Source organism: Marinobacter sp. (assembly GCF_033722735.1).
Classification (GTDB): domain Bacteria; phylum Pseudomonadota; class Gammaproteobacteria; order Pseudomonadales; family Oleiphilaceae; genus Marinobacter.
The window spans coordinates 220,335-241,925 of record NZ_JAWVYN010000002.1 but is presented as its reverse complement, the minus strand read 5'-3'; the positions used below and the strand labels follow the sequence as shown (position 1 = coordinate 241,925).

At 60.2% G+C, this 21,591-nt stretch carries 19 protein-coding genes; 10 read left to right on the top strand and 9 right to left on the bottom strand.

Translation table 11 applies throughout. From position 1 onward, the window contains the following. Window positions 1-201: 201 nt before the first annotated feature. Together R3175_RS02910 and R3175_RS02905 are read left to right on the top strand one after the other, a co-directional pair. Window positions 202-1,854 carry a nitrite/sulfite reductase gene (locus R3175_RS02910; RefSeq protein WP_318942300.1) on the top strand — a complete coding sequence of 551 codons (1,653 nt, stop codon included), beginning with the start codon at window positions 202-204 and terminating at the stop codon, window positions 1,852-1,854. Beyond that, window positions 1,847-2,350, top strand: coding sequence for a DUF934 domain-containing protein (locus R3175_RS02905; protein WP_318942299.1), 504 nt, complete (start codon window positions 1,847-1,849; stop codon window positions 2,348-2,350). The genes R3175_RS02910 and R3175_RS02905 overlap by 8 nt, the downstream gene beginning before the upstream one ends. A 46-nt stretch (window positions 2,351-2,396) precedes the next feature. Here the strand turns inward: R3175_RS02905 and R3175_RS02900 are convergent, their stop codons facing one another. Next, a complete protein-coding gene (locus R3175_RS02900; protein WP_318942297.1) occupies window positions 2,397-3,395 on the bottom strand; it encodes a YhdH/YhfP family quinone oxidoreductase in 999 nt (332 codons plus the stop codon). Between the two features lie 21 nt (window positions 3,396-3,416). Then, window positions 3,417-4,481 (bottom strand): protease SohB, encoded by a 1,065-nt coding sequence (gene sohB / locus R3175_RS02895; RefSeq protein WP_318942296.1) that lies wholly within the window; start codon window positions 4,479-4,481, stop codon window positions 3,417-3,419. Window positions 4,482-4,800: 319 nt separating this feature from the next. On the opposite strand from sohB, the gene R3175_RS02890 reads away from it, so the two are divergent. After that, a complete protein-coding gene (locus tag R3175_RS02890) occupies window positions 4,801-5,115 on the top strand; it encodes an SCP2 sterol-binding domain-containing protein (protein WP_318942295.1) in 315 nt (104 codons plus the stop codon). 51 nt (window positions 5,116-5,166) lie between these two features. Here the strand turns inward: R3175_RS02890 and R3175_RS02885 are convergent, their stop codons facing one another. The 5 genes from R3175_RS02885 to R3175_RS02865 all read right to left on the bottom strand — a co-directional run bounded on the left by R3175_RS02885 (window position 5,167) and on the right by R3175_RS02865 (window position 9,746). Continuing rightward, window positions 5,167-5,817: a multidrug transporter gene (locus R3175_RS02885; RefSeq protein WP_318942293.1), complete on the bottom strand. Its 651-nt coding sequence runs from the start codon at window positions 5,815-5,817 to the stop codon at window positions 5,167-5,169. A gap of 5 nt (window positions 5,818-5,822) precedes the next feature. Further along, window positions 5,823-7,529, bottom strand: a complete 1,707-nt coding sequence (locus R3175_RS02880; protein ID WP_318942292.1) for a chemotaxis protein — start codon at window positions 7,527-7,529, stop codon at window positions 5,823-5,825. A gap of 233 nt (window positions 7,530-7,762) precedes the next feature. Beyond that, window positions 7,763-8,467, bottom strand: coding sequence for a DNA polymerase III subunit epsilon (dnaQ, locus tag R3175_RS02875; protein ID WP_318942291.1), 705 nt, complete (start codon window positions 8,465-8,467; stop codon window positions 7,763-7,765). 54 nt (window positions 8,468-8,521) lie between these two features. Beyond that, complete coding sequence (gene rnhA, locus R3175_RS02870; protein ID WP_318942289.1) at window positions 8,522-8,965, bottom strand: ribonuclease HI; 444 nt, start codon at window positions 8,963-8,965, stop codon at window positions 8,522-8,524. Next, window positions 8,955-9,746, bottom strand: a complete 792-nt coding sequence (locus R3175_RS02865) for a class I SAM-dependent methyltransferase (protein WP_318942287.1) — start codon at window positions 9,744-9,746, stop codon at window positions 8,955-8,957. The genes rnhA and R3175_RS02865 overlap by 11 nt, the downstream gene beginning before the upstream one ends. 109 nt (window positions 9,747-9,855) lie before the next feature. Here R3175_RS02865 and gloB point away from each other — a divergent pair, with 109 nt between their 5' ends. The 7 genes from gloB (at window position 9,856) to R3175_RS02830 (ending at window position 19,228) form a co-directional block, all read left to right on the top strand. Beyond that, window positions 9,856-10,650 (top strand): hydroxyacylglutathione hydrolase, encoded by a 795-nt coding sequence (gene gloB, locus R3175_RS02860; protein ID WP_318942286.1) that lies wholly within the window; start codon window positions 9,856-9,858, stop codon window positions 10,648-10,650. Between the two features lie 351 nt (window positions 10,651-11,001). Further along, window positions 11,002-12,705: a LysM peptidoglycan-binding domain-containing protein gene (locus R3175_RS02855; protein ID WP_318942285.1), complete on the top strand. Its 1,704-nt coding sequence runs from the start codon at window positions 11,002-11,004 to the stop codon at window positions 12,703-12,705. A 106-nt stretch (window positions 12,706-12,811) separates the two neighbouring features. After that, the gene (locus tag R3175_RS02850) at window positions 12,812-14,629 is read left to right on the top strand and encodes an extracellular solute-binding protein (RefSeq protein ID WP_413231711.1); all 1,818 of its coding nucleotides are present in this window, start codon (window positions 12,812-12,814) and stop codon (window positions 14,627-14,629) included. A gap of 3 nt (window positions 14,630-14,632) precedes the next feature. Beyond that, a complete protein-coding gene (locus R3175_RS02845) occupies window positions 14,633-15,712 on the top strand; it encodes a microcin C ABC transporter permease YejB (protein ID WP_318942284.1) in 1,080 nt (359 codons plus the stop codon). Between the two features lies 1 nt (window position 15,713). Continuing rightward, on the top strand, window positions 15,714-16,742 hold the full coding sequence (locus tag R3175_RS02840; protein WP_318942282.1) for an ABC transporter permease: 1,029 nt from the start codon (window positions 15,714-15,716) through the stop codon (window positions 16,740-16,742). A 1-nt stretch (window position 16,743) separates the two neighbouring features. Beyond that, entirely contained in the window at window positions 16,744-18,378 is a 1,635-nt protein-coding gene (locus R3175_RS02835; RefSeq protein ID WP_318942281.1) for an ABC transporter ATP-binding protein, read from the top strand. Between the two features lie 64 nt (window positions 18,379-18,442). Then, window positions 18,443-19,228, top strand: a complete 786-nt coding sequence (locus R3175_RS02830) for an enoyl-ACP reductase (RefSeq protein ID WP_318942279.1) — start codon at window positions 18,443-18,445, stop codon at window positions 19,226-19,228. A 65-nt stretch (window positions 19,229-19,293) separates the two neighbouring features. Here R3175_RS02830 and R3175_RS02825 read toward each other — a convergent pair whose 3' ends face one another. Together R3175_RS02825 and R3175_RS02820 are read right to left on the bottom strand one after the other, a co-directional pair. Further along, window positions 19,294-19,695 (bottom strand): PilZ domain-containing protein, encoded by a 402-nt coding sequence (locus R3175_RS02825; RefSeq protein ID WP_318942277.1) that lies wholly within the window; start codon window positions 19,693-19,695, stop codon window positions 19,294-19,296. Between the two features lie 49 nt (window positions 19,696-19,744). Then, window positions 19,745-21,568 (bottom strand): DUF1631 family protein, encoded by a 1,824-nt coding sequence (locus R3175_RS02820; RefSeq protein WP_318942275.1) that lies wholly within the window; start codon window positions 21,566-21,568, stop codon window positions 19,745-19,747. Window positions 21,569-21,591: the final 23 nt, after the last annotated feature.

The window sequence follows — 21,591 nt, the reverse complement described above, 5'->3', positions numbered from 1 at the left end:
GGTCAGGCCGGACCGCCCCGACGCCCTACTTAATCTAGGCACAGATGGGGAAATCGTCCAATCACCGGCAGTCGAATCGATACAGGATTTATATCGCCTTAATCGATAACCATATTTTGAAATAATCATTTTAACAATAAAGCAACAGTGATATTCTCCCCGGCAAAATAGCCAGCAATCTTGTTAGCAGGAAGTTCCGCTATGTATGTTTATGACGAACACGATCGGCAGATCCTCGCCGAGCGGGTTGCCCAATTTCGCCACCAGACTGATCGCGCACTGGCCGGAGAGCTGGCCGAGGAAGAGTTCCTCCCCCTGCGCCTCCAGAACGGCCTGTACGTACAGCGCTTTGCCCCCATGCTGCGTATCTGCGTGCCCTACGGCATGTTGCGAGCCGATCAGCTGCGTCGCCTGGCGCGGATCTCCCGGGATTACGACAAAGGCTATGCCCACTTCACCACCCGTCAAAATGTTCAGTTGAACTGGCCGGCTCTGGAAGACGTTCCGGACATCCTCGCCGAACTGGCCGAGGTTGAAATGCACGCCAACCAGACCAGTGGAAACTGTATCCGCAACACCACCACGGACCAGTTCTCCGGAGTGCAGGCGGACGAAGTGACGGATCCTCGCCCCTACTGCGAGATTATCCGGCAGTGGTCCACCTTCCACCCTGAATTCGCGTTCCTGCCCCGGAAATTCAAGATTGCGGTCAATGCCTCGGAACACACCGACCGGGCCGCCATTCAGGTACACGACATTGGCCTGCAGATCGTCAAGAACGCCGCCGGCGAGCTGGGCTTCCGGGTGCACGTGGGCGGCGGCCTGGGCCGTACGCCCATGGTCGGCCCGGTCATCCGTGAGTTCCTCCCGGAACACGACCTGCTCACTTACCTGGAAGCCGTACTGCGGGTATACAACCGCTACGGTCGACGGGACAACAAATACAAGGCCCGCATCAAGATCCTGGTCAAGGCGCTGACCCCGGAAGGCTTTGCCGAGAAAGTGGAAGCGGAGTGGGCTCATCTCAAGGACTCGCCGTCCAAATTGACCGACGAGGCCATCCAGCGGGTACAGGGTTACTTCACCGAGCCGGACTATCAGGCTGTCCCGGACCAGAGCGAAAACCTCGCCAGGTTGCGCTTTGACAACAAGGCCTTCGACCAGTGGATCAGTCACAACGTGGATGCCCACAAAAAGGTGGGATACGCCATTGTGACGCTGACCATGAAGAAGACAGGCACACCACCGGGTGACGTCAGCGACCGTCAGTTGGAGGCGATTGCCGATCTGGCCGAGAAATTCAGTTTTGGCGAGGTTCGTGTCACTCACCAGCAAAACGTTGTGCTGGCCGACGTCCGCCAGGACCAGTTGTTTGAGCTGTGGCAGGCCATCACCCCCCTGGGCTTCGCCACGCCGAACCTCAACACCCTCACCGACATCATCTGCTGCCCCGGCGGGGATTTCTGCGCCCTGGCCAATGCCAAGTCCATTCCGGTGGCGGAGGCCATCCAGCGTCGCTTTGACGACATGGATTTCCTGTACGACCTGGGCAACATCGACCTCAACATCTCGGGCTGCATGAACGCCTGTGGCCATCACCACGTCGGCAATATCGGCGTTCTGGGTGTCGACAAGAAGGGTGAGGAGTTCTACCAGATCAGTCTCGGGGGCTCCTCGCACCACGATGCCACCATCGGCAAGATTCTGGGGCCGTCGTTTGCCCGCGAGGACATGCCGGACGTGATCGCCAAGATCATTGACGTGTACGTGGCCAACCGGACTGAAGAAGAAGAGTTCATCGACACCTATCGTCGTATCGGAATTGATCCTTTCAAGGAGCGCGTGTATGCCTGACATCATTACCCAAGACGGCACCATCAAGTCAGACAACTGGGTGGTGGTCTCCCGGCCAGCCGAGGGCGAATCCCTCGACATTCCCAGCACGCCAGCCCTGATCCCGGTCGACCTCTGGCTGGCGGGCAAGGAGCACTTCGAAGGACGGGACGAGATTGGCGTCTGGCTGGACAGCCATGACGAGCCGGAGACTCTGGACGGCCTGGTCAACGAGTTGCCGCTGATTGCGGTGAACTTTCCCAAGTTCAGTGATGGTCGGGGCTACAGCATCGCCCGCCTGCTTCGGGAGCGTTATGGCTACCAGAATGAGCTTCGGGCCATCGGCGATGTGCTGCTTGACCAGCTTCAGTTCATGAAACGCTGCGGATTCGACAGCTACGCCCTGCGCGAAGACAAGGACGCGAGCAAGGCCAAGGAATGCTTGAACTTCTTCAGCCAGACCTACCAGGCCGCCACCGATAACGACGAACCGCTGTTTCGCCGCCGGGCGTCCTGATCCGTCCGTTCCGGACGCCCCTTCCGGGGCGTCCGATCTGCCTGTTTTATCGGGAGTGATCCAGCACGATCTTGCCCGCCGACGCCCCTTCCAGGAACGCCGCCAGCGCTTCCTTCAAGCCGCCACGACCGATGGTGCGCACGCTGGCCTCGGTTTTCGAGCACGCCCAGGGACCCGCCAATTTTTGCCAGACGGCCCGCTTCTCGCCCAGCGGAATCTCAACGGAATCCACACCGAGCAGGTTGACTCCGCGAAGGATGAACGGCAGTACCGTGGTCTCCAACTGTGGCCCGGCCACCAGGCCACAGCAGGCCACGGACCCGCCGGGCCGTATCTGCTTGAGCAGTTCCGCCAATGGCGCGCCGCCCACCGTATCCACCGCGTGCGCGAAGGCTGGACGAACCAACGGTTTCTTCTGGGGGGCGAGCGTTTCTCTTCCCAGCACCTCGCTGGCGCCCAGGCTTTTCAGCGCCGGCGCCTGCGCTTCCTTGCCGCTGATGGCAACCACCTCAAACCCCTGTGACGCGAGCAATTCCACAGCCACGCTGCCAACCGCCCCACTGGCTCCGCAAACGGCTACCCGGCCATCGTCCGGCTTGGCACCGGCCTGAAGCAACTTGGTGACGCACAGCCCAGCCGTCAGGCCGGCGGTACCGTAAGTCATCGCCCGGGCAGCATCCCAGCCGTCAGGCATGGACACACACCAGCCGGCAGGCACCCGAATGTACTCGCCAAAACCACCGTCGGTGTTCATTCCCAGGTCGTAGCCGGTGACAATCACCTGCTCTCCCACTGCCGGCTTGCCGGCGGCCGACTCAACCACCTCACCGGCGGCATCGATCCCGGGCGTGTGAGGATAGTTGCGGGTAACGCCCTTGTTACCGGACGCGGAGAGGGCGTCCTTGTAGTTAAGGGAGGAATGGCTGACCCGGATCAGCACCTCGCCTTCCGGCAGGTCGGCCGTGCTGAGCTCTTGCTCACTGCCGCTGAATTGACCGTCCCGCTCTGTAACCCGCCAGGCCTTGAAGGCAATGTCTTGGGACATACGCCCCTCCTTGTGTGTTGGTTATTGCATTTTCTGGTTTCGGAACGCGTCGGCCACGCGCCAGAAGGTGTGCTCCAGGGCCGCACTTGTCGCCAGGCCAAGCCGCTCCGGCAGCGATCGCTTGTGGTGAAAGCCTACCGAGACTACATCCGCACGTTCACACGCCTCAATCAGATACTCGTCCGATGTCTTGATCTCATCAATCAGCTTTACGTCCAAGGCGCGCTGGCCAAACCAGATATCGCCATTGGCCACTGCAGCCATATCAAGGTCTGGCCGCCGCTGGCTGACATATTCCTTGAACAGCCCATGGGTGTCTTCCAGATCCGCCAGGAACTTCTGCCGTCCCTTGTCGGTGTTCTCGCCGAACACCGTCAGGGTGCGCTTGTGCTCGCCCGCGGTCAGTACCTCGAAGTCCACGTCGTTCTTCTTCAGGAAACGGTGAAAATTGGGCAACTGGGCCACCACGCCAATGGAGCCGAGGATGGCAAACGGCGACGCGACAATGCGATCGGCAACGCAGGCCATCATGTAGCCTCCACTGGCTGCCACCTTATCGACACAGGCCGTCAGCGCAACGCCCTTAGCGCGAATCCGGTCGAGCTGAGCCGCAGCCAGGCCATAGGCATGCACCAGCCCACCCCCGCTCTCAAGCCGGACCACCACCTCATCGACACCGGGCTCTGCCACGCTTAGCACGCCGGTGATTGATTTGCGAAGGGAATCGGTGTCGCTGGCCTTGATGTCGCCGTCGAAATCGAGCACGAATACTCGCGGCTTCCGGGATTCTGCTTCGGCGCTGGTCTTCGCCTTCTGTTTGTGCGCCTTCTGTTCGGCCTTGCGCTCCTTCTTGCGCAGTTTTTGCCAATGCTTTCGCTCTTGCTCATCGAGCAGCCTGAGCTGGAGAGATTCCTTCAGCTTGCGGTAACGCTCGTTCAGTTTGCGGGTACGGAGTTCGCCATCCAGCCCCTGCCCTTCCTTATCTTTTTGTGCGGCGGATATGATGGCTGATATCAGCACTATCACAGCAGCGACCAGGGTCACGGTCTTCGCCAGAAACAACCCGAACTCAGTCAAAAATTCCAATGCGACTCTCCAACAATGGCATCCACGAATATGATGTTCTGGTCCGGGTATCCAACCTGACTCGGGCCTGTACACGCCGGACGTCCCGATTGTAACCGAGGGAACACAGGGTACAAGCGATTAAGCAGGCCAGAGCCTGATGCGCCACTCACCAAAAAAATTAAAACAAGCGTTCGATCGAGCTTGACAGCACCCAAGCCCTCCCCCTAAAGTCGAATGGCTACAGCGGATCGCCTGCGTCGCGGGATCTTGATTCAGCAGAACGGCAATCCGTAAAGAGTCACAATCAAGCGCAAGCCAAAATCATAAGGGTAAAATAATGTCTGTAGCTCAGGTATTTGAAAAACTCGAACAGAACTTCAACGCAGACGCAGCCGCTGGCCTGGATCTGGTCTTCCAGTTCGACATCGAAGATGCCGGCACCTATCACTTGGTGATCAACGACGGCACATGCAAGCTGGTCGAGGGTGCTAACGACGATCCTTCCGTTACCCTGATCATGAACTCCGACACCCTGAAGGGCATTGTTTCCGGAGAAACCGACGGTATGCAGGCGTTCATGGCTGGACAACTGCGCGCCGAGGGCGACATGATGCTCGCCACCAAGCTGGGCGAGCTGTTCTCCATGGGCTAACGCCTCAGTCGCCAGGCTCCGGAAAACCCGTCGCTGCACTGGTTTTCCGGACTAGCCTCCCCCCCACCTCCTAATCGCTTCCCTCGCCTGCTCGTTCGCCGCCATCGCAACCAATCCGCTGGACGACAGCCTGATGTCGAACCGGGCGCGATCCCGCATCGGCATGAACGTCGCGTTACCGTAAACCCCTTCGACGAACGGTAGATCGACCGACTGGTCCCAGGCCCAAATATCAGGCCACCGCCCCCCGGCCAGCCCAATCACGGTACGGTCGGCACTGCGCTCCTGCTCCAGCGAGAGATAGCGGCCGCTCAGCCGCTCCAGTCGATAACCTGGCGCCACACCCAGCCAACGCATGGGGCCGCCAAATAGAACGATGCGAGCGTCAACCTGCCACTGGTCACCGGCAAGCGTGTGGGTTTCGGGAAGGGAGTCATTGTGCTGAATGGTGACGTTCCAGGATTGCGGGGCCAGCCTGTGGACCTCAACGGTCGCCACAACCTGCATGCCCGACAGAGTCTGGTATTGGCTCATGCCAGCGGCGAGAACCAGGGAATACCCCCCTGCGCCCAGCAAAGCAAGAACGAGCATACCCTTGAGCCAGCCCAGCACCCAGCGTGGACGGACAAAGAAAGCCAGCCCCGCCAACACCAGCAGGCCGCCAAAGACAGCCAGAACGATGATGGCAGCCGGGTAGGACATGGGCCTTACAACCCTACATCATCCAGCGAGGATTCAGCCAGCTTCAGCAGGTCCGGGTTGCGGTCGTCCCGGTTACCGACACCCTCAATGTAGTATTCCAGTGACGTGAGCGCATCGGCCAGCGCTTCCAGCACCTGACTGGAAGGCGCCTCCTTCTCATCCAGCAGGTTGTGCTGGATAGACGCGGCCACCCGGTTGAGGACTCCCGCTGCCTTGGTGTCTTCTACCAGCTCCAGCCCGCCCCATATGCTGTGCAGCGTGGCTGGCAAGTTGGCCAGGTGCAGTTTGTCGTAGTTCGATTCAACAAAAGCGGTAATGGCGCGCTTGGCCAGCGTCAGGGCACTGCGGGCCTCATCGGCGACTACGTAGAACGCCTCTTTCAGATAGAGCGACTCTTCACGGGTGCTTTGCGCCTGAGCCAGGGCGTCGGTTTCAGAGGTGATGCCATGCTGCACCATCTGAATGATGGCGCCTTCGATGGCCAGCACGGAATCCGCCAGACCATAGAGCTCATCTTCCCCGGGAAGTCGGGAGTCCTGCTCCCACTGACGAAGTTTGCCCGCCTCCACGCGGGCAGCGCCAGCGAGTTTTTTGAGATCGAGCATTACCAGGGTGTTGCCCAAACGCTCAAGGGTACCGGCGATACCGGCCAATTCGGCGAGATCCGGTTCAATGCCCCGCTCGATAATATCCAGCTTGTCCTTCAGTTGATTCAGCTCTTCCTGCAGGGCGGTAGAGAGTGACTGCAGTACATCTTTGCCCGGGCCGTACAGGCGCTTGCTATGGGCCTCGAACATCGAGTCGGAGTAATCCGCGGGGCTGAGTTTGAAGGCCGCCAGAATGCTGGAAACCTCCGGATTTCCCGAGCCACTGCGATACAAAAGGTAAATGAGCTCTTTAAAGAGTGAGTCCGGCGCCTGCTTGCCCGCAGCCACCTTGCCGACGTATACGATCTCCCGGGAGTAGCGCTCGATGCGCATCAGCAGACGTTTACGGGCCTTGCTGAAACCCATGGCACGATCGAGCATGGTGTCCGCTACCGTAGCGACCAGGCACCACATCTGGGCCATGGGCTCACCAGCGCACAGTCTGACGAACCCTTTGGCGGCACGGCTGATCAGCTTCTTGCTGACCACCTCGTTGCGGTTGCGCAGGATGCCCAACAGAGCCACCTGCAGGGTAAGCCGCATCCGCCGGGCCATGATCTCAAACTCACGCTCGTCACCCTCAAACGGCTCTACAGGCATGGCCGCACAAAAATCCGGGCGGTGTTTGACGTCCAGATCGAAGAAGCAGGATTCCGGATAGGGCTTTTCCCGTCGGGCTTCCCTCAACTCGTTGATGACGGGAAGCAGTAACTCCGGGTGATCTTCCCGTTGCTGGTGGTAGTACTCGACATAGCGACGAAGGATGAACAAGGCACTGTTCAGGGAGGTAAGCAGCACATTCTTGTCGTCGTTGGCGCCCACCGGCACATCATTGGCGAGCGAAACCGCCTCCTGGCACAGCAGCGAACCACCACGCAGTTCAACCAGCACGAAGATACCACGGAGCTGGTTCAGGAAGTCGACACAGTTCTGCAGGTCTTCACCACTCTCACGGTTTTCCTGAAAGCGTTCCAGACTGGTTTCGGATTGCCTGATGGTCTGCTCAATTTCACTTTTGACCAGGTCAAACGACTGTGACTTCGTCGCTAATGACGACTGAACCATAAACGCTTCCTGTTCCGTGTGCGGGGCTAACCGCTTCCTCTTGTTATAGTCTGGTCAGGTTTTCCGTTAACCGTGAGCGGGCAAGAGTCTGCAGTCCTTGAAAAACTGGCGAACTAACCATTACTTATATCACAAAACTCAAGCACCTCAAGAAACCCTAAATGTAACAATAAGTACATTCTGATCCAGTTCTCACCCGCACCGCGCCAGCCAACGCGCTGCCCGGATCTCACTCAACCCTGCAGTTTGCTCCACAAGGTTTCGCCGGCCGCCTTTTCAATCACCCCCATTAGTTCGTCGTGGGCCTCGATTTCCCCCTCGTCGGCCGGTATGACCGCCAGGCGGGGACGGGACGCCGGCAGACGACGAATGTCCCCGGCCTTGCTGCTCCCCCCCTCACTCTCGTCCAGCGAGAGCGCGGTTTGTCCGCCGGTCAGCAGCAGGTAGACATCGGCCAGGATCTCGGCGTCCAGCAAGGCCCCATGCAATTCCCGGTTACTGTTGTCGACACCATAGCGTTTGCACAGGGCGTCCAGGTTGTTCTTCTGTCCCGGATGCTTTTCCCGTGCGATGGCCAGGGAATCGACTATGCCGCAGTGATCCGCCGTCTTGCGCACCGGTTTCAGACGGGCGAATTCGGCATCCATGAAGCCGACGTCAAACGCCGCGTTGTGGATCACCAGCTCTGCGCCCTTGATGAATTCAAAGAACTCGTCGGCTATGTCCCGGAACAGGGGCTTGTCCGCCAGAAACTCGTTGGTGATCCCGTGTACGGTGATTGCCTCGGCGTCGACCTCCCGCTCGGGATTGATGTAAACGTGGTAATGCCGGCCAGTGAGCTGGCGTTCCATCAACTCAACACAACCAATCTCGATGATTCGGTGACCCGCGTTGGGATCAATACCCGTGGTTTCGGTATCCAGTACAATCTGCCGCATAAACTTTTCCGTACACTGCCCCGTCAGGTTATTTCGATAGTCTGTTGAGTGACATCAGGCCGATGCCAGCTCTTCCACACCGCGATTGGCCAGCTCATCCGCCAGCTCGTTGTCCGGGATGCCGGCGTGGCCCTTGACCCAGTGCCAGTTGACCTGGTGCCTGGCCACTTCCGCATCCAACGCCTTCCAGAGGTCGTCGTTCTTGACCGGTTTGCGGGCGGCGGTTTTCCAGCCGTTCTTTTTCCACCCAGCCAGCCACTCGGTGATGCCTTTGCGCACGTATTGGGAGTCGGTGTACAACTCTACCGGGCAGGACCGCTTGAGCATCTTGAGCCCCTGGATGGCGGCCATCAGTTCCATCCGGTTGTTGGTGGTGTTCCGTTCGCCACCATGCAGGGTTTTCATTGCATCCCCGTAGCGCACCACCACGCCCCAACCACCGGGCCCTGGATTACCCTTGCAGGCGCCATCGGTGTACATCACTACCTTATTTGCCATCGCTGTTCCCACTGATCCTTATATATCCCCTGGAGGCGCCGATTGCCCCCGACCCTGGTAAGGTAACCACATTGTCCCTACGCCACAGCGGTCGGGTTTTAATCATTGCGCCAATCCGTTTGGTGGCAAGGATACAGTAATAGCCGCCAATCGGCAGGAATCGATGCCCTCCCAGGCGCTCCAACCGCTCAAACTGTTCAAGCAGTTTCTGATTTTGTACCGGAAACCGCATGAAATAGGTGCCCGACCGGTCCAGCTCGAAATCCAAAAGGTTGAGCCAGTCTTCCAGCCGCGACCGAAACAGGAAGCGCCCACCCCAGGGCCCGCTGGTACTTCGGCTTAGCCACTTCCTCATGCCCCACAGGCTGAGGGGATTGAAGCCAATGGTTAACATCTGACCGCCACCCCGGAGGATGCGTGACGCCTCCCGCACTACCTGGTGCGGATAAGCCGAAAAGTCAGCGGTGTGGTGCAGGATGACCAGGTCCATGGACTCGGACGGAAACGGCAACTCATCACCATCGCAGACCACCACCCCGGGCGGCAAATCCGGGCACCATTCCGGCGTGGAAATCACCTTGTGGGTAAAGTCGCTGGTCGACGCAAGCGGCAAGCGATGGCTGATACCCACCTGCAACTGGCGGGCCCCAGGCAATACGTCCGCCAGTACGCGCTCGACGCACTTTCGCTGATCGGCAATGAGTGCGCGACCAAGGTTGGTCTGAAACCACTGTTCAAAACTGCGATAGCGATCCTGATAGCTGAGCGGGCCCGGTTTCATGGCATTCTGTCCAATGCTGGCCCTTCGTCCAGGGCAATGCCTGGGTTGGGCCGGGTTCCTGATTGCTCTATCATAACAGGCACACCCTTCCGGTCCTATGCGAGTCACTATGCTGCACATCCACCCCATCCCGGCCTTCAACGACAACTACATCTGGTGCCTTTCGGACAGCGGAAACGGCAAGGCGCTGGTGGTCGACCCAGGGCAGGCCGAACCGGTGCTGGCACGCCTGGAACAAGAGGGGCTGGAGCTCGATACGATCCTCGTCACCCACCACCACCCGGACCATGTCGGCGGAATCGCCAGCCTGGCCAAGGCCTGGCCTCGGGTGCGCATCGTGGGCCCCCGGACCTCACCCTACCGCGGCTGTACCGAGCAGGTGGCCGCTGGAGAGCAGGTCAACTGGGGGGCGCTGGATTTTTCGGTGATGGAAGTGCCCGGTCATACCCTGGACCACATTGCCTACTTCAGCGCCACCGAGGTGGATGGACACCCGGTGCTGTTCTGCGGTGACACGCTGTTTGTCTGTGGCTGCGGCCGGCTCTTCGAGGGTACCCCGGGCCAGATGCGCGCATCCCTGGAGCAACTCCGCACCCTACCCGATACCACAGCGGTGTACTGCGCCCACGAATATACCCTGGCCAATCTCCGCTACGCCCGCCACCTGCTACCCAACGACGCCGAACTGGCCAGTTTTGAGGCTGAGTGCAAGCAACGCCGGTCGAACCACGAGCCCACCGTTCCCGCCATTCTCGGCCGCGAACGCTCACTCAACCCCTTCCTGCGCTGGGATGACGAGGACGTGATTGCGGCCGCCACCGACTACGCCCGGCGGCAGAGCCTGCCCGAAGGTGATCAGGATGCCATCTTCGCGGCGATCCGCCACGGCAAGGACCATTTCTGACCCCCCTGCCGCTGGCGGCGGTCCAGCGTTAACAATTTCTCTCAGCCACGTAACGAGACGATTCTTGACCCTCCAAAATCCGTTCCCATAGAATTCAGGCCACTTTTGATAATAAGGAGCCCCTGATTAATTCCTGAATCACCTTTGCACGTTCTGAAGGCTGTAGCCCGAGCGGCTCGGTGCTCTGACGCGGTTTGCCGCCACTGGCACAGGCCCCAGTACCGTGATGCAGCCTTCAGCGCGCGCCGTTCAAAGGCGATCCAGGGATTAATCAGGGGCGCCCAAACCCACTCTAAACAGGCAATCAGCTCGGGGCCACACGAGCCGGGCCAGCATTGGATCAACTACTTTATGATGTCGCGACGTATTTCCTGCCTTCTGTTCGCCAGCGTCCTTACCAGCGGTTGCAGCAGTCTTTATCAGCCATCGCCCGGTTCCGAGGGCGTACTGGAATCCGAGCACCTTCAGGTAGCCGCCGGTGATGACGAGCTGGTCCGGGCCATCGAATCCGGCGAGGGAAGCGACAGCCTTACCGGGGGCCAGCTTGATGAGGCCATCGATCCATCGCTTAAAGAGGCCGCCACCCAGGCCCGCGCCTCGCTGGATGCCATTCCGCCCGACGTCGAAGACGGTGGCGCGGATCACGATTTGTGGCAAAGGCTTCGGAACGGCTTCGAGCTGGACCTGTCGGTGGACAATCCCCGTATGGCCCAACAACTGGCCTGGTACCGGAGCCACCCCAGCTACCTGGACCGGGTCTCCGAGCGCGGCAGCCGGTACCTGCACTACATCATCAGCGAAGTGGAGCGCCGGGGGCTGCCCACGGAACTGGCGTTGCTGCCCGTAGTGGAGAGCGCCTTCGATCCGTTTGCCTACTCCCATGGCCGTGCGTCAGGGTTGTGGCAGTTCATCCCGTCCACTGGAAAGTACTTCGGATTGACCCAGAGCTGGTGGCATGACGAACGGCGCGACATCGTCGCCGCCACCGATGCAGCGCTCACCTACCTGGAACGGCTGGCGAACCGCTTCGATGGCGACTACACTCTGGCCCTTGCCGCGTATAACAGTGGCGGCGGCACCGTTTCCCGGGCCATCCGTCGCAACCGGAATGCCGGTAAACCCACCGATTACTGGTCTCTCGACCTGCCCCGGGAAACCCGGCACTACGTTCCCAAACTGCTGGCGCTCGCCCGGATCTACCAAGACCCCGCGGCCTACGGCATCACGTTGCCACCGCTGGAAGACAAACCCTACTTCGAGATCGTTGAGACCGGGTCTCAGCTCGATCTTGCCCAAGCCGCCAACCTCGCGGGTGTCTCCATGGATGAGATCTACCTGCTGAATCCCTCTTACAACCGCTGGGCGACGACCCCGTCCGGCCCACATCGGCTCCTGGTGCCCGCCAGCAACGCCGAACAGTTCCGCCAGGGGCTGTCCGAACTGCCAGTGGAGCAACGGGTATCCTGGAACAACTACCAGGTCCAGTCCGGCGACAGCCTGATCCGCATTGCCCGCAAGTTCAACACCACCCCGGATGTGATCCGTGAGGTCAACAACATGCGGGGAGATCTGATTCGCGCCGGCCAGCGCCTGCTGATACCCACCGCCAGCAAGGGATCATCCGCCTACGCCCTCAGCCAGCGTCAGCGATTGGCCGCAACCCAGTCCCGCGGTGGTCGCAGTGGTAACGGGCAACGGGTGGAACATATCGTACAAAGCGGCGATACCTTCTGGGACATTGCCCGCGATCATGGCGTCAGTGTCCGTCAGGTCGCGTCCTGGAACGGTATGGCGCCAGGCGATCCCTTGATCCCGGGCAAGAAGCTGGTGGTCTGGTCGAAGACCGCCTCACCCGCCACCACCGCCAGCAATCGCGGCAACATGGTTCGTCGCGTCGGCTACCGGGTGCGTAACGGAGACTCGCTCTGGACCATTGCCAGCCGCTTCTCGGTGGACGTGAGCGACATCGCCAGCTGGAACAACCTGAACACCTCCCGTTATCTGCAACCGGGGCAAAGTCTGGTACTCTACGTGGATATTCGCAACAGCAACTAAGCTCAGATAGAGCCTCGTTCGAGCGCAGCGTTGGAATCGCCCGTCTCACGTCCGCTCGGACGATTACGGCTCAGTCCGACAACAATAACCCAAATGTGCGAGACCCATGGTAAAGAAAAGGACGTTTTCACCCGCCAATCCGCTGTTTCTCCTGGTGACTGCCCTGTTGGCGCTCCCTTCAACGCTAGCAGCAAACACCGCCGCCCCCAGCCACGGCATTGCCATGCACGGCGAGCCGGCCTATCCCCCGGACTTTGAGCATTTTGAATACGTAAACCCGGATGCGCCCAAGGGCGGCACCTTGCGACTGGGGGTTGTGGCCAATGGGTTTGATTCGTTCAACCCCTTCGTGATTCGAGCCGTCGCTGCGGCCGGCATCAACACTTACCTCTACGACACGCTGATGGCCTCTTCCGCTGACGAGGCCTTCAGCGCTTATGGCCTGATTGCCGAATCCCTGGAAACACCTGAGGATCGCAGCTATGTTGTGTTCAATCTGAGGGAAGCTGCCCGTTTCCACGATGGGGAGCCGATTACAGCAGACGATGTGGCCTTCTCGTTCAACCTGCTTACCACCGAGGGCCACCCCTTTTACCGCAACTATTACGCCGATGTATCCGAGGTGACCGTGGAAACCCCCCATCGGATCAGGTTCGATTTCGGAGAAACCGAGAATCGTGAATTGCCGCTGATTCTCGGCCAGTTGCCCATTCTTCCGAAACACTACTGGCAGGACCGGGAGTTCGGTAAGAATGGCCTGACACCACCGGTCGGCAGCGGGCCCTACCGGATTGGGGATTACGACGCCGGGCGCTCCATCACCTACCATCGCGTCGAAGATTATTGGGCCAAGGATCTTCCAGTCCGCAAGGGCCGTTTTAACTTCGACCGTATCCACTACGATTACTACACCGACGACACCGTAGCCCTGGAGGCATTCAAGGCCGGCAATTACGACTTCCGCCTGGAATCCTCCGCCAAGAACTGGGCAACCGCCTATACCGGCGACAAGTTCGATAACGGCATCCTCATTACCGAGGCCATCACCCACCACCGGCCGGTAGGACTGCAGGGCTTCGCCCTCAATACCCGGAAGCCCCAGTTCTCAGACCGCCTGGTCCGCAAGGCCCTGGCCTACGCGTTCGATTTCGGTTGGGCGAACACCAACCTGTTTTTCGATCAGTACACCCGAACAGACAGCTATTTCGAGAACAGCGAATTGGCCTCCAGCGGCCTGCCGGAAGGCGAAGAGCTTGCCATACTGGAGCAGTTCCGCGACCAGTTACCGCCCGAGGTGTTTGACACCGTCTATACCCCGCCCTCTACCAATGGCCGCTCCAGCCTCCGGGCCAACCTCCGCACGGCGTTTAAATTGCTCAAGGAAGCCGGTTATGAAATCCGGGACCGGAAGATGGTGAACGCGGGAACCGGCGAGCCGTTAAGCTTTGAAATCCTGCTGGCGCAAAAGAGCTTTGAACGGGTCGTTCTCCCCTTCGAAACCAACCTGGAGAAGCTGGGTATCGATGTAGAGGTTCGCCTGGTGGACACCACCCAGTACATCCAGCGGGTACGCAACTTCGACTTCGACATCATTACCCAGGTGTTCCCGCAATCCGACTCCCCCGGTAACGAGCAACGGGATTTCTGGTCCTCCCATAACGTGGATGCCGTGGGCTCACGGAACATCATGGGGGTGAACGACCCTGTGGTGGACGCGCTGGTTGAGCTGGTGATCCAGGCGCCCGACCGGGAATCACTGGTCCACCGGGTGCGAGCCCTGGACCGTGTACTGCTCCATGGCCATTACGCCATTCCCCAATGGCACCTGAGCAAGGATCGCATTGCCTATCATTCGTCACTCAAGCGTCCTGACATCACGCCCAAGGATGGGGTCGACCTGGACAACTGGTGGGTTGAGCAATAAGCCATGGGCGCCTACATACTTCGCCGCCTTGCGCTGATCATTCCCACGCTGATCGGCATCATGCTGCTCAACTTCATCATTGTGCAGGCCGCGCCCGGTGGGCCGATTGAGCAGTTCATCGCGGAAATGGAGGGCCACGGCGGTAGCGCCCTCACCCGCGCCGGCGGCGGTGGCGGCGCTGAAGTCACGACGGCCAGCGGCGACAGCCGTGGGTCCCGGGGCATTCCACCGGAACTGCTGCAGGAGCTCGAAGCCATGTACGGCTTCGACAAGCCGCCCCACGAACGCTTCCTGAAGATGCTGGGGGATTATGCCACCTTCGACTTCGGCGATTCCTTCTATCGGGACCGGTCGGTCATCGAACTGATCATCGACAAGATGCCCGTCTCGATCTCCCTTGGCCTCTGGTCCACCCTGATCATCTACCTGATCTCCATTCCCCTGGGGATCAAGAAAGCGGTCACCGACGGTTCCCGTTTTGACGTCTGGACCAGTTCGCTGATCGTCGTGGGCTACGCCATTCCCGGCTTCCTGTTTGCGTTCCTGCTGATCGTGCTGTTCGCCGGTGGGACCTATTTCGACATCTTCCCCCTGCGCGGCCTCACGTCGCCCAATTGGGAGGAGTTCGGGTGGCTCCACAAAATCGGTGACTACTTCTGGCACCTGGCCCTGCCGGTTACCGCCAATGTCATCGGCGGCTTCGCCACCCTGACGCTGCTGACCAAGAACTCCTTCCTGGATGAGATTGGCAAACAGTATGTGGTCACTGCCCGGGCCAAGGGGCTCGAGGAACGCCGGGTACTCTACGGGCATGTCTTCCGCAACGCCATGCTGATTGTCATCGCCAGCTTGCCCGGGGTACTGGTGTCCCTGTTTTTCACCGGCTCCCTGCTGATCGAGGTAATCTTCTCCCTGGACGGATTGGGATTGCTGGGCTTCGAGGCAGCGCTCAACCGGGATTATCCGGTGGTCTTCGGAACCCTGTTCATATTCACCCTGATGGGGTTGATCCTGAAGCTGATCAGCGACATCACCTACGTGCTGGTCGATCCGCGGATCGATTTCGAGAGTCGGGAGGGGTGACGTGAGAGGCTTCAATCTAACCCCCATCCAACAGCGCCGCCTCGCCAATTTCAAGCGTAACCGGCGAGGCTACTGGTCTTTATGGGTATTCCTGGCGTTGTTCATACTCTCCCTCGGTGCTGAACTGATCGCCAACGACCGCCCGCTGGTGTTGTCGTACCAGGACGAGCTCTACGTCCCGGTGTTCCAGACCATTCCCGAAGAAACCTTTGGCGGCTTCCTGCCCACCGAGGCCGATTACCGGGACCCGTTCATCCGCGATGAGATCCAGGCCAATGGCTGGATGGTATGGCCGCCGATCCGCTTCAGCTACGACACCATCAACTTCGACCTGGATGAGCCCTCACCGGCACCACCTTCAGCGGAAAACTGGCTGGGTACCGACGACCAGGGTCGCGATGTGGCCGCACGGGTGATCTATGGCTTCCGCATTTCGGTACTGTTCGGGCTGGTGCTCACCTTCCTCAGCTGCATCGTGGGCATTGCTGTTGGCGCTGTGCAGGGCTATTACGGCGGCAAGATCGATCTGTTGGGCCAACGCTTCATCGAAATATGGTCCGGCCTGCCGGCTCTGTACCTACTGATTATCCTGTCCAGCATCGTGCAGCCCAACTTCTGGTGGCTGCTGGGCATCATGCTGCTGTTCAGCTGGATGGGGCTGGTGGATGTGGTACGGGCCGAGTTTCTGCGGGCCCGCAACTTCGAGTATGTTCGGGCCGCCCGTGCGCTGGGCCTGGGCAATCGCAAGATCATGTTCCGCCATATCCTGCCCAACGCCATGGTGGCCACCCTCACCTTCCTGCCGTTCATCCTGACCGGCGCCATCACCGGGCTCACGTCCCTGGATTTCCTGGGCTTCGGCCTGCCGCCGGGATCGCCATCGCTGGGCGAGCTGATCGCGCAGGGCAAGTCCAACCTGCATGCCCCCTGGCTGGGCATCTCAGCCTTCGTCAGCCTGGCGCTGATGCTGACCCTGCTGGTGTTCGTGGGCGAAGCCGTGCGGGATGCCTTTGATCCGAGGAAGAACTGACATGACGGCGTTGCTCAAGATTTCCGATCTCTCCATCCGCTTCGGCGGCGGCAACAATGTGGTGAACCAGGTCTCGCTGTCCATTGGCCCGTCCGAAACCGTTGCCCTGGTGGGCGAGAGCGGCTCCGGTAAATCCATCACCGCGCTTTCGGTACTGCGGCTGCTCGACCGTCGCCATGCGGAGTATCCATCCGGCAAGATCCTGTTCAATGGCGAGGACCTGCTCCAGGTCCCGGAACGCCGCCTCCGCCAGGTGCGCGGCCAGAAGATCAGTATGATCTTCCAGGAGCCCATGACTTCCCTGAACCCACTGCATACGGTGGAAAAGCAGATCAGTGAAACCCTGGAGCTGCACCGTGGCATGCGGGGCCCGCAGGCGCGGCAACGGTGTCTTGAGCTGTTGGAGCTGGTGGGCATCCCCAATCCGGAACAACGACTGGCCAGCTACCCCCACCAACTCTCTGGCGGCCAGAAGCAGCGGGTGATGATCGCCATGGCGCTGGCTAACGAACCGCAACTGCTGATCGCTGACGAGCCAACCACCGCCCTCGATGTCACCGTTCAGAAGCAGGTTCTGGAGCTGCTCGGCCAGTTGCAGAAGAAACTGGGAATGGCGATCCTTCTGATCACCCATGACTTGAGCATCGTCCGCCGTTACGCCGATCGGGTGGCGGTCATGGAACAGGGACGGCTGGTGGAGCAGGCGGACACCCAGACGCTGTTCACGGCCCCCTCCCACCCCTATACCCAACGCCTCCTGGAGGCCGAACCCCATGGCAGCCCCCCGGCCGTCCCCGGGGCCTCCGACCAACTGCTGGCCGTGGAGCGCCTCAACGTTCGGTTTCCAACGGCCAAGAACTGGTTCGGACGAACCCGCACCTGGTTCCATGCGGTGCAGGACGTGACCTTCGACCTCAAACGGGGTGAGACACTGGGCATTGTCGGCGAGAGTGGCAGCGGCAAGACCACCATTGGCCATGCCTTGCTCAAGCTGACCAGGAGCGAGGGCTCCATTTCCCTGAGCGGGGAGCCGCTTGCGTCGTTGAACCAGAAACAGTTCCGCCCCTACCGCCGCAACATCCAGATTGTGTTCCAGGACCCGTTTGGCAGCCTCAGTCCGCGCATGTCGATCTCTGAGATCATCGGCGAGGGGCTGGAGATCCACGAGCCGGAGCTGTCGCCGGAGGCGCACGAACAGAAGGTGATCCAGGCGCTGGAGGATGTGGGGCTGGACCCTGGGGCCCGCCACCGTTACCCCCATGAATTTTCCGGGGGGCAACGCCAGCGCATCGCCATCGCCCGGGCCCTGGTGCTGCAGCCGGATCTGATTGTGCTCGATGAGCCCACTTCTGCCCTGGACCGGACGGTTCAGAGCCAGGTCATTGAGCTGCTCCGAAAGCTGCAGTCCCGCTACCAGTTGAGCTACCTGTTCATCAGTCACGACCTGGCCGTGGTTCGCGCCCTGAGCCACAAATTGTTAGTGCTTCGTCATGGTGAGGTCATCGAATACGGCGAAGCTGATACGATCTTCGCCGATCCGGCAAACGCCTACACCCAGGAGCTCCTGACTGCGGCCTTCTTCTATCAGACGCCGGGCGACCAGGGGAATGGCCCGTCGGAGACTACGACCAATTGAGCGTTACCCCGGCGGATTGTGTTCGGGGATAATGCACTGAAACCGTCAAACAGGGAGAACTGAAATGGGATTACTCAGCGGCAAGCGTGCCCTGATTGTTGGAGTGGCCAGCAAGCACTCCATCGCAGCTGGTATCGCCGAGGCTTTCTATCAGCAGGGTGCGGAGCTGGCTTTCACCTACCAGAATGACAAGCTGAAGTCGCGGGTGGAACAGTTTGCCGAAGGTTGGGGAAGCAAACTGACCTTTCCCTGCGATGTGGGCAGCGACCAGGAAATCGAACAGGTCTTCGCCTCGCTGGGCGAACATTGGGACAACATCGACATCATTGTGCATTCCGTGGGTTTTGCACCTGCCCATGAACTGGACGGCAACTTTGTCGACGTCACCACCCGGGAAGGCTTCAAGATCGCCCACGACATCAGCTCCTACAGCTTTGTGGCGCTGGCCAAGGGGGCGCGCAAGATGCTCAGTGACAACAGCTCCATGCTGACCCTGAGCTATCTGGGCGCCGAGAAGGTTCTGCCCAACTACAATGTGATGGGGCTTGCCAAGGCATCCCTGGAAGCCAACGTTCGGTTCATGGCATCCGGCCTGGGCCAGGACGGGGTTCGGGTGAATGGCATATCCGCCGGTCCGATCAAGACCCTGGCGGCTTCAGGCATCAAGAGCTTCCGTCGCATGCTGGCAGAAAACGCCAAGCGGGCACCGCTGAAGCGAAATGTCACCACCGAAGAGGTGGGTAACGCGGCCGCGTTTCTGTGTTCCGATCTGGCCAGTGGTATTACCGGGGAAATCCTGCATGTGGACGCAGGTTTCAACGTTACCGCGATGGGCGATCTGGAAGACTGAGCCCCGGATTCACGGAATGCAGCACGCCCGCTGCTGCATTCCGTCCCTACCGCCTGCCACCAGACTCAGTCCTGCCCCATGGCCGTTGCCACCGTCTCCACCCATTCCAGGTAGGACGTGCCGTCGCTCTCCAGAATCTGCAATCCGGCGGCCCACTGGTTATCCCCGAGGGAACGACACCAGACCACTTCCGTCATCAGGGAAAAAGTCCGGCCGGCTGTCTCCAATACCACTGTGGCCGGCAGCAAGGCGCCCTCCTGCAGGGGGGCGTGGCATCGCAGGCACAGTCCGTCAACGGACAAATCAGTGGTAAAGGCCGCCAGGGTCGACCGATGGTTACCCACTTCCGGATCGCCACTGTCCAGCTCAAGGGAAACCTTCACCTTGCCGGCCAACCGATAATCGGAACGTAGCTCTGGGTCCACCGGAGCTCCCACCACTTCATCAATCCCGTTACTTCTAGCCATCTTAGCTCCCCGTTCTGGCAGTCCGGCTGCCCCGCCCAGACTGGTCCAGTCACCGGCCTACGCGGATCCGCCCGACTACCCGGCTGAGGGTGTCGTCAAACTCCGCAGAGCCCCCGCTCAGCACCCGTACTCTTCCTGCCGCAACCTCCTGGACAAGGGCGTCCTCCTGGAACTCCTGTCGGTTTAACCCAAGCCGGTCGACAAACACCAGTTTGCGACTGGCATTGATGCGAACAGCCAGCTTCATCCTGGTAGCCTTTTGCTCGGGGTCAGTAGCGGCAAACGCGACCCAGCCACCCAGCTTTAGCGACTCAACGGCTTCCTGCGCGACTCGATGTCGCTCCTGTTCGATCCGCCGCTGCTCCTCCTCGGCCTGCTGCTGACGTTGCTGTTGTTCCTCCGCTTCAAGGCGCTCCTGTTCCCGCCGTCGGGACTCCAGTTCCTGCCGTTTCGCCTGCTCGGCCGCTTCCACCTTCTGACGCAGCGCCTCTGCCCTGGCCTTGGCATCCCGGGCCGCCTGCTCCCTTTGCCGACGTTGCCTATCCTGGACCTTGGCCAGAGAAACCACCGAATCCCGCAACACGTCCTGAAAATGGTTGAGTGGCGGAATGGGCTTGAGGGCGCCCGTGGAGCGGGCCTGTACAAACTCGGCCCAGGGCATCAGCCCCAGTTTCACGCCGAAACCGTTGGACCAGATCACTTCACAGGTGTCTTCCAGAAACGCCAGGAAAAACCGGCGCTGCTCACCAGCGCCAGCACCTTCTACATACCATTGCCCCCGCACCTGCGCCAATTCACTCTCGGCAGGTACCTTCAGTGTCAGCCAAGCCGGGTCGAACTCAAACTTTCTGGCGCCGGCCAGCGCCGGAGCCAGTTCGGGGGTCTCACCGCGCAACCGCTCAACAATCACCGCTTCCACCGAAGCGAGTGACTGCTGCGGCAACGGCTGGCCGAAAACCCGCTGCCATACCTCGTTCAGGCGTTCGCCAATCTGCTCACCCACGTGATAGAGGCGGTCGGTACTGCCATCGGACAGGGTTGGATCGCCAATCCACACCAGCCACTCGAGTAACTTGCTGGCATGCCGCCAGTCTTCGCCCTCCACGCCAGAACTTGCCACGATCTGGCGAAGCAGCTTGATCCAGTCATTGAGCACGAACGAAGAGATAGCCTCGGGAAGCTCGCGATTGCTCAGGGCCCGGCCGACCAATGCGCGGGAGGTCTGTTCAGCGCGGCGCTGGCGGGCAGCGCCCTGCTCTGTCACCAGCAATCGTTCACGCAGCTTACCGACACGGTCCTTGCGGGCTTGGGCGTCCCGAGCCCATTGACTACAAAAAACTTCAAACGGTTCCAGGCCTTGGGCCTCAAAACTGGCGGACACGGCGATCACCATCGCATCGAGCTGGTCCAGCAAGGTGCGGGCGGAGCGGCCACCGGAATCACTCCACCCCCGCCATTCGCCCAGGCTGTCCAGCCACCCCCGGATACTGTCCTCGAAGGCCATGGCGCTGTCTTCGGCCAGGCGCCAGGCAAGGAAATACCTCAACCGCGCCACCCTTTCGGCCAGCAGCACATGCAGGCCGCAGGTCTTCAGAAACACGTCCATAATACGATCGGCAATATAGGCCGAGTTAACCTGGCGCACAGACCAGTTCAGTGACACCGACTGCAGAAGGTGGGTGACCGACTCATCGCGCTGTTCGTTCCAACAGGAAAGCAGGAGCGGGCGCCAATCCGTCAACCGGTCTTCCTCCACCTGGCCAATCGGATACGGCAGCCCCGGAACGCGTATTCCGGTCAGAATATCGTTTATCTGGCGTTGGATGGTCGCCTGGTCGTCCCCACTGGGAGGAGTTATGGCTTGCTCTGGCATTCAGTTGAAAATCCAAACAATGG

Bases quoted from the DNA above. Each gene is read 5' to 3' on its own strand.
- R3175_RS02910 (WP_318942300.1), top strand. From the start codon at position 202: ATGTATGTTTATGACGAACACGATCGGCAGATCCTCGCCGAGCGGGTT.
- R3175_RS02905 (WP_318942299.1), top strand. From the start codon at position 1,847: ATGCCTGACATCATTACCCAAGACGGCACCATCAAGTCAGACAACTGG.
- R3175_RS02900 (WP_318942297.1), bottom strand. From the start codon at position 3,395: ATGTCCCAAGACATTGCCTTCAAGGCCTGGCGGGTTACAGAGCGGGAC.
- R3175_RS02890 (WP_318942295.1), top strand. From the start codon at position 4,801: ATGTCTGTAGCTCAGGTATTTGAAAAACTCGAACAGAACTTCAACGCA.
- R3175_RS02885 (WP_318942293.1), bottom strand. From the start codon at position 5,817: ATGTCCTACCCGGCTGCCATCATCGTTCTGGCTGTCTTTGGCGGCCTG.
- R3175_RS02880 (WP_318942292.1), bottom strand. From the start codon at position 7,529: ATGGTTCAGTCGTCATTAGCGACGAAGTCACAGTCGTTTGACCTGGTC.
- dnaQ (WP_318942291.1), bottom strand. From the start codon at position 8,467: ATGCGGCAGATTGTACTGGATACCGAAACCACGGGTATTGATCCCAAC.
- rnhA (WP_318942289.1), bottom strand. From the start codon at position 8,965: ATGGCAAATAAGGTAGTGATGTACACCGATGGCGCCTGCAAGGGTAAT.
- R3175_RS02865 (WP_318942287.1), bottom strand. From the start codon at position 9,746: ATGAAACCGGGCCCGCTCAGCTATCAGGATCGCTATCGCAGTTTTGAA.
- gloB (WP_318942286.1), top strand. From the start codon at position 9,856: ATGCTGCACATCCACCCCATCCCGGCCTTCAACGACAACTACATCTGG.
- R3175_RS02855 (WP_318942285.1), top strand. From the start codon at position 11,002: ATGATGTCGCGACGTATTTCCTGCCTTCTGTTCGCCAGCGTCCTTACC.
- R3175_RS02850 (WP_413231711.1), top strand. From the start codon at position 12,812: ATGGTAAAGAAAAGGACGTTTTCACCCGCCAATCCGCTGTTTCTCCTG.
- R3175_RS02845 (WP_318942284.1), top strand. From the start codon at position 14,633: ATGGGCGCCTACATACTTCGCCGCCTTGCGCTGATCATTCCCACGCTG.
- R3175_RS02835 (WP_318942281.1), top strand. From the start codon at position 16,744: ATGACGGCGTTGCTCAAGATTTCCGATCTCTCCATCCGCTTCGGCGGC.
- R3175_RS02830 (WP_318942279.1), top strand. From the start codon at position 18,443: ATGGGATTACTCAGCGGCAAGCGTGCCCTGATTGTTGGAGTGGCCAGC.
- R3175_RS02825 (WP_318942277.1), bottom strand. From the start codon at position 19,695: ATGGCTAGAAGTAACGGGATTGATGAAGTGGTGGGAGCTCCGGTGGAC.
- R3175_RS02820 (WP_318942275.1), bottom strand. From the start codon at position 21,568: ATGCCAGAGCAAGCCATAACTCCTCCCAGTGGGGACGACCAGGCGACC.